Origin of the sequence: uncultured Lutibacter sp., from assembly GCF_937891065.1 — a bacterium.
GTDB lineage: Bacteria > Bacteroidota > Bacteroidia > Flavobacteriales > Flavobacteriaceae > Lutibacter.
Genome location: NZ_CALAEQ010000158.1, coordinates 1 through 6,059, shown reverse-complemented (window position 1 = coordinate 6,059; position 6,059 = coordinate 1). Strand labels below are relative to the sequence as shown.

4 protein-coding genes are annotated in these 6,059 nt (G+C 25.0%); all 4 read left to right on the top strand.

What is annotated here, in order from left to right; genetic code table 11:
* Positions 1-741: 741 nt before the first annotated feature.
* Positions 742-1,440 (top strand): hypothetical protein, encoded by a 699-nt coding sequence (locus Q0352_RS08660; RefSeq protein ID WP_299526701.1) that lies wholly within the window; start codon positions 742-744, stop codon positions 1,438-1,440.
* Between the two features lie 15 nt (positions 1,441-1,455).
* On the top strand, positions 1,456-1,917 hold the full coding sequence (locus tag Q0352_RS08655) for a DUF962 domain-containing protein (protein ID WP_299526698.1): 462 nt from the start codon (positions 1,456-1,458) through the stop codon (positions 1,915-1,917).
* A gap of 18 nt (positions 1,918-1,935) precedes the next feature.
* Positions 1,936-3,507 (top strand): OmpA family protein, encoded by a 1,572-nt coding sequence (locus Q0352_RS08650; RefSeq protein WP_299526695.1) that lies wholly within the window; start codon positions 1,936-1,938, stop codon positions 3,505-3,507.
* A 153-nt stretch (positions 3,508-3,660) separates the two neighbouring features.
* Positions 3,661-6,059: TolB family protein (locus Q0352_RS08645; protein ID WP_367274620.1), on the top strand; the 2,399-nt coding region annotated here is incomplete at its 3' end.

Below are 6,059 nucleotides of genomic sequence, written 5' to 3'. Positions count from 1 at the left end.
GGTGTTATTCCTCCAGACGCAACGCTAATTTTTGATGTTGAGTTGATGAATGTAAAATAGAATAGTTTTAAATATATTATATTAAAAAAGCATTGATTTAAAAATCAATGCTTTTTTTTAAAATAACACCCATCACAGTGTATTTCAACAATTAATACATTAATGATAAATTAAACCACTAACGAAAAAGATTTATTTTATTGATACAAACAAATATTCTATTCAATATAAATCATTAAACCTCCAATAATTTATATAAGACAAAAATACATTTAACTTATATATTAAAATAGATTCTCCTAATTGTATATTTAACAACCATTCAAGTAATATTTCATCATCTAGAATGCAATTTTGCATTCTAGATGATGAAATAACTAATTTGATTATCTATACGCTAGTATTATAGTTGCTATAGTAAAAACAGAAATACATAAAGAAGCACAATTATTAATTAAAGATCAATGGTATTAAAAAAATAAAGTCATTTTCAGCTTATGAAATGAAAATGTTATAAACACGCTATCAAAATTTAATAAAGAATAAATACAAACTCCCAAATATGGGCAAATTGGTTAAATACTTATATGCATAAAATTTAAAATCGATAAAACATTAAAAGGTTTAGAGTATTTTTTTATTTTTACATATCATTGCATATAAAGCATATAGCTAAAAATTAAAAATGCTCTCTTCAAAAGAATATAATATGAATCTTAAACGAGCAATAAATATTAACTTATGAAATTAAAAAACCTTTTAAAATTTGTTGTATTATCAATCTTTATCAGTTGTGGAAATGATTCAAATAGCGAAGCATTTATTGAAAAAGCAACTGGAAGATATTTATACAATTCCGATGAAATTATCAAAATTTATTTTGATAAAAATGAATTACTCATGGAATGGCGAGGAGCAAAAAGTATTAAGCCATTAAAAGTTAATGAAACTACTTTTTTTGTGAAAGAAATGAATGAAAAAATTCAATTTTTAACAAATCCTGAAAATCAAAAATACTATATCGTTTTAATTTCAAAAGAAGAAAACAAACCAATAACTTTTAACTTCGTAAAACTTGAAGAACACGAATATATTCCAAGTGAATATTTAAAAAATAAAGAATTTAATAAGGCCCTAGAAGGTTATTTAAATATTCAACAAAATGATTCTTTAGACCCTACATTAGATGAAAATAACTTCAATTTATTAGGATACACAGAATTACGAAATAAAGAGTATACAAATGCAATTCATATTTTCGAAATAAATGTTGCATTATATCCAAAAAGTTCAAATGTTTATGATAGTTTAGCAGAAGCTTTTATGAAAAGTGGTGATACTTTAAAAGCAATTGTTAATTATAAAAAATCATTAGCATTAGATTCTGGAAATAGATCAGCAAAAAATTATCTTAAAAAATTAGAAAAATCAGATAATTAGAACTAAAAAACACCTATGAAAACATTACAACAATGGTTTGATGATTATGCTATCAGTCATCAACATAAAACAAACCAATCTATACACTATATTTGTGTTCCTGCTATTTTTTTTAGTATTATTGGTTTGCTTATGAGCATACCTTCTACTTTAATTTCAAACTACACCAAAATTAGCAATCCTTTTATTGAAAATTGGGCTTCTCCTGTTTTAATAATATTACTTATATTTTATATTCGTTTGTCTTTTTCAACATTTGTAAGAATGCTAACATTTTCAATAGTATGCCTTGTTGGAAATTATTTTTTATCAACTGTTCTGCCTTTGTTTTATTTGTCATTAACTATTTTTATATTTGCATGGATAGGGCAATTTTATGGACATAAATTAGAAGGAAAAAAGCCTTCATTTTTTAAAGATTTACAATTTTTATTAATTGGACCTGTTTGGGTTTTTGAAAAACTATCTAAAAAGTAATTTTATTTTAAAAAAAGAATGAAATACATTACATTAATTCTACTATTCTTATTGACACTTTCAATATCCGCTCAAAAAACTGATTATCAAATAATTAACACTTCTGTAAATTCTAAGTATGCTGAATTAGGCATTACCTATTTAAGTGATAGTACGGTGTTATTTGCTTCTTCAAAAAAAATTGAAGATGATGAAATTTTCAAGAAAGATAGACGAAAAAATAATCGTCAACTTTTTTTAGAGCTATATCACGGATTAATTAGTGAAACTGGTGATATCACTCAAGCTACTAGATTTTCAAGTGAGATAAATAATAAGTTTTTTGAATCTGATATCTCATTTACTCCCGATTTTAAAACAATCTATTTTACCTGGAATAATTTTTACGATACTCAAAAAAGAACAGATTCTGCAAAATGGAAACCATTATACATTTTCAAAGCTTCAATTGATGAAAATTTTAAACTTTCAAATATATTACCGCTCACTTTTAATAGTAAAGACTACTCTGTTAGAAGCCCTGAGGTAAGTAAAGATGGGAAACAGTTATATTTTGTTTCTGATATGCCAAACGGCTATGGTAATTTTGATATTTATGTGTCTACCATAAATTCAAATGGCAGTCATGGTTCCCCTAAAAATTTAGGTGCTAATGTTAATACTGAATTTGATGAACTTTATCCGTTTGTAAACAAAGAGAAGACTCTTTACTTTTCTTCAAATGGACATAAAGGAAAAGGAAGTTTAGATGTTTTTAAAAGTGAATTTAAAGATGGTGATTTTCAAAAGGCTGAAAATTTAGAAGCTCCTATTAATAGTAAATATGACGATTTTGCTTTTGTAATTAACAATGACACTAATTCTGGATATTTTACTTCAAATCGTAAAAAAGGAAAAGGAAATGTAGATATTTACTCCTTTAAGCCAAAAGAAGAAGAAAAATGTACGAAACAAATTACTGGGTTTATCTTGGATAAAGAAACAAAAAAACAAATTGATAGTGTGCTTGTTTCTTTATACTTAAATTCAGTTATAAAAGAATCTAAAACTATAGCTAAAAACACTAATTATAGTTTTGAACTAAAATGCAATGAAAATTATACAATAACTGCAAATAAAGAAAAATATGATGAAACGATAAATGAAATTGGTATTTTAAAAGCTCGCAGTAAAAATATAAACAAAAATATTTTATTACAACCAACAGTTGAATTTATCACGGTTCGCGAACAAAAAATGATTAAAACGAATCCTATTTATTTTGATTTAAATTCTTCAAATTTAAGTTCTATAGCAATAATAGAATTAGATAAAGTAGTCAGAATCATGGAAAAAAATCCAACTATTATTATTAAATGTGGTTCTCATACTGATTCTCGGTCTAGTGGTGAATACAATATTAAGTTATCCAAAAATAGAGCAAAATCAACGGTAGACTATATAATATCGAAAGGAATTTCATCAAACAGAATATCTAGTGAAGGATTTGGAGAAATGCAATTAATTAATAAGTGTACAAATAACACAAAATGTAGTGAGGCGGAACACCAAATGAATAGAAGAACTGAGTTTGTAATTATTGATGAATAGATTCTAAATCTTATCACAAACATTTGTATTTATGCGTTGTTTCTTTATAGTAACTCAATTAAAATTTTCACTTTAAAATGCTAATTTAAAACAATACTTCTATTATTTTTGAGTTAATTATATAACTAATTATACTTTAACCCTAGATTTTATATGAAACAACTACTCCATATATTTTCCCTTTTATTTATAACTTCTCTTTTTTCACAACAACAAGATTTTGAAGTTTTTAATACCTCCATAAATTCAAAATATGCAGAATTAGGAGTTACATATTTAAACGAAAATACCGTGTTTTTTGCATCATCAAAAAAAAATGATGATGATGATAAACTTTTTAAAAAAGATAGGCGGAAAAATAATCGGCAGCTTTATCTAGAATTATATAAGGCAGTAATTCTTGAAAATGGAGATTTATTGGAAATTAATAAATTTTCAAACGAAATTAATAATAAATTTTTTGAATCGGATATCACATTTACTTCTGACAGAAAAACCATTTACTTTACTTGGAATAATTTTTACAGTACTGAAAAAAGAATTGATTCAGCTAAATGGAAAACCCTGCAAATAATGAAAGCTGATATTAATGAAAATTTAGATATTTCAAACATTGTACACTTACCATTTAACAATGAAAAATATTCAGTTAGAAGTCCTAAAATAAGTAAAAACGGTAAACAATTATTTTTTGTTTCTGATATGCCAAATGGTTTCGGAAAAACAGATATTTATGTTGTAGATATTTTAGGTGAAAATAGTTATAGCAATCCAAGAAATTTAGGTCCAAATGTAAATACCAAAGAATCTGAGTTGTTTCCATACATAGCTAAAAATAAGACACTTTACTTTTCTTCATACGGACATAAAGGCAAAGGCTCATTAGATATTTTTAAAAGTAATTTTGAAAATGGGAACTATCAAAAAACTGAAAATTTACCAAGTCCTTTTAATAGCAAATATGATGATTTTGCTTTTGTAATTGATGAAGTAAAAAACACAGGATATTTTACTTCTAATCGTAAAAAAGGAAAAGGAGATGTAGATATTTATGCCTTTAAACCAAAAGAAGAAATAATTGTATGTACAAAGGTAATTACAGGATTAATTACAAATGTAGAAACTCAAAATTCTATTGATAACGTGCATATTTCTTTATATTATAATGATGTTTTACAAGAAACTAAAATCATAGTTAAAGACTCTAAATATAGTTTTAAGTTGAATTGTAATGAAAATTATAAAATAGTTGCTGAAAAAGAGAACTACAACACTATAGAATTCAAAATTGTTCCTGACATCAATATGAACAATGAAATTTCAAAAAATTTAGAAATAGCGCCAATTGAATGCAATCAATTAATTACAGGAAAAATATTGAATAGTGAATCAAATTTACTACTCGAATTTGTGCAAGTTTCAATATATCAAAACAACATTTTAAAAGAAACTAAAAACGTTACTAGCGAATTTAATTTTAATTTAGAATGTAATGAATCATACAAAATAGTTGCAGAAAAAGAAAAATTTACAACTAGTGAAGTGGAATTTCAAACGAACAACAACAATGCATTTGAAACAAGTAAAACATTGTTATTAGCTCCAATTGAGTGCAATCAATTAGTTAATGGAAAAATACTGAATCGTGAAACAAATTTACCAATTCAATTAGTGCAAGTTTCATTATACCATAACAATATTTTAAAAGAAACTAAAAACGCTTCTAACGACTTTAATTTTAATTTAGAATGTAATGAATCATATAAAATAGTTGCAGAAAAAGAAAACTTTACATCTAGTGAAGTGGAATTTCAAACGAACAATACTAATACATTTGAAACCAATAAAACATTGTTATTAGCCCCAATTGAATGCAATCAATTAGTTACTGGAAAAATATTGAATCGTGAAACAAATTTAACACTCGAATTTGTGCAAGTTTCATTATATCAAAACAACATTTTAAAAGAAACTAAAAACGTTACTAATGAGTTTCATTTCGATTTAGAATGCAATAAATCATACAAAATAGTTGCAGAAAAAGAAAATTTTACAACTAGTGAAGTGGAATTTCAAACGAACAATAATAATGCATTTGAAACCAATAAAACATTGTTATTGACACCAATTGAGTGCAATCAATTAGTTTCAGGAAAAATATTAAATAGTGAAACAAATTTACAACTGGAATTTGTGCAAGTTTCAATATATCAAAACAATATTTTAAAGGAAACTAAAAACGTTACTAACGACTTTAATTTTAATTTAGAATGCAATTCATCATACAAAATAGTAGCAGAAAAAGAAAACTTCACAACAAGTGAAGTAGAATTTCAAACGAATAACAACAATGCATTTGAAACAAGTAAAACATTGTTATTAATTCCTTTAGAATGCACTCAAGTTTTAAGTGGTTTTGTTTTAGATAAAGAAACAGACTTACCAATTTCAAAAGCATTAGTTACTATTTTTAAAAATGATATATTAATTGACACATTAACTTTAAATAACAAAGCTAATTTCAATTATAAATTTGATTGCAACACAGCTTA

Excerpts from the sequence above, each read along its gene's own strand:
- Q0352_RS08650 (WP_299526695.1), top strand. The coding sequence starts at position 1,936 with ATGAAATACATTACATTAATTCTACTATTCTTATTGACACTTTCAATA.
- Q0352_RS08660 (WP_299526701.1), top strand. The coding sequence starts at position 742 with ATGAAATTAAAAAACCTTTTAAAATTTGTTGTATTATCAATCTTTATC.
- Q0352_RS08655 (WP_299526698.1), top strand. The coding sequence starts at position 1,456 with ATGAAAACATTACAACAATGGTTTGATGATTATGCTATCAGTCATCAA.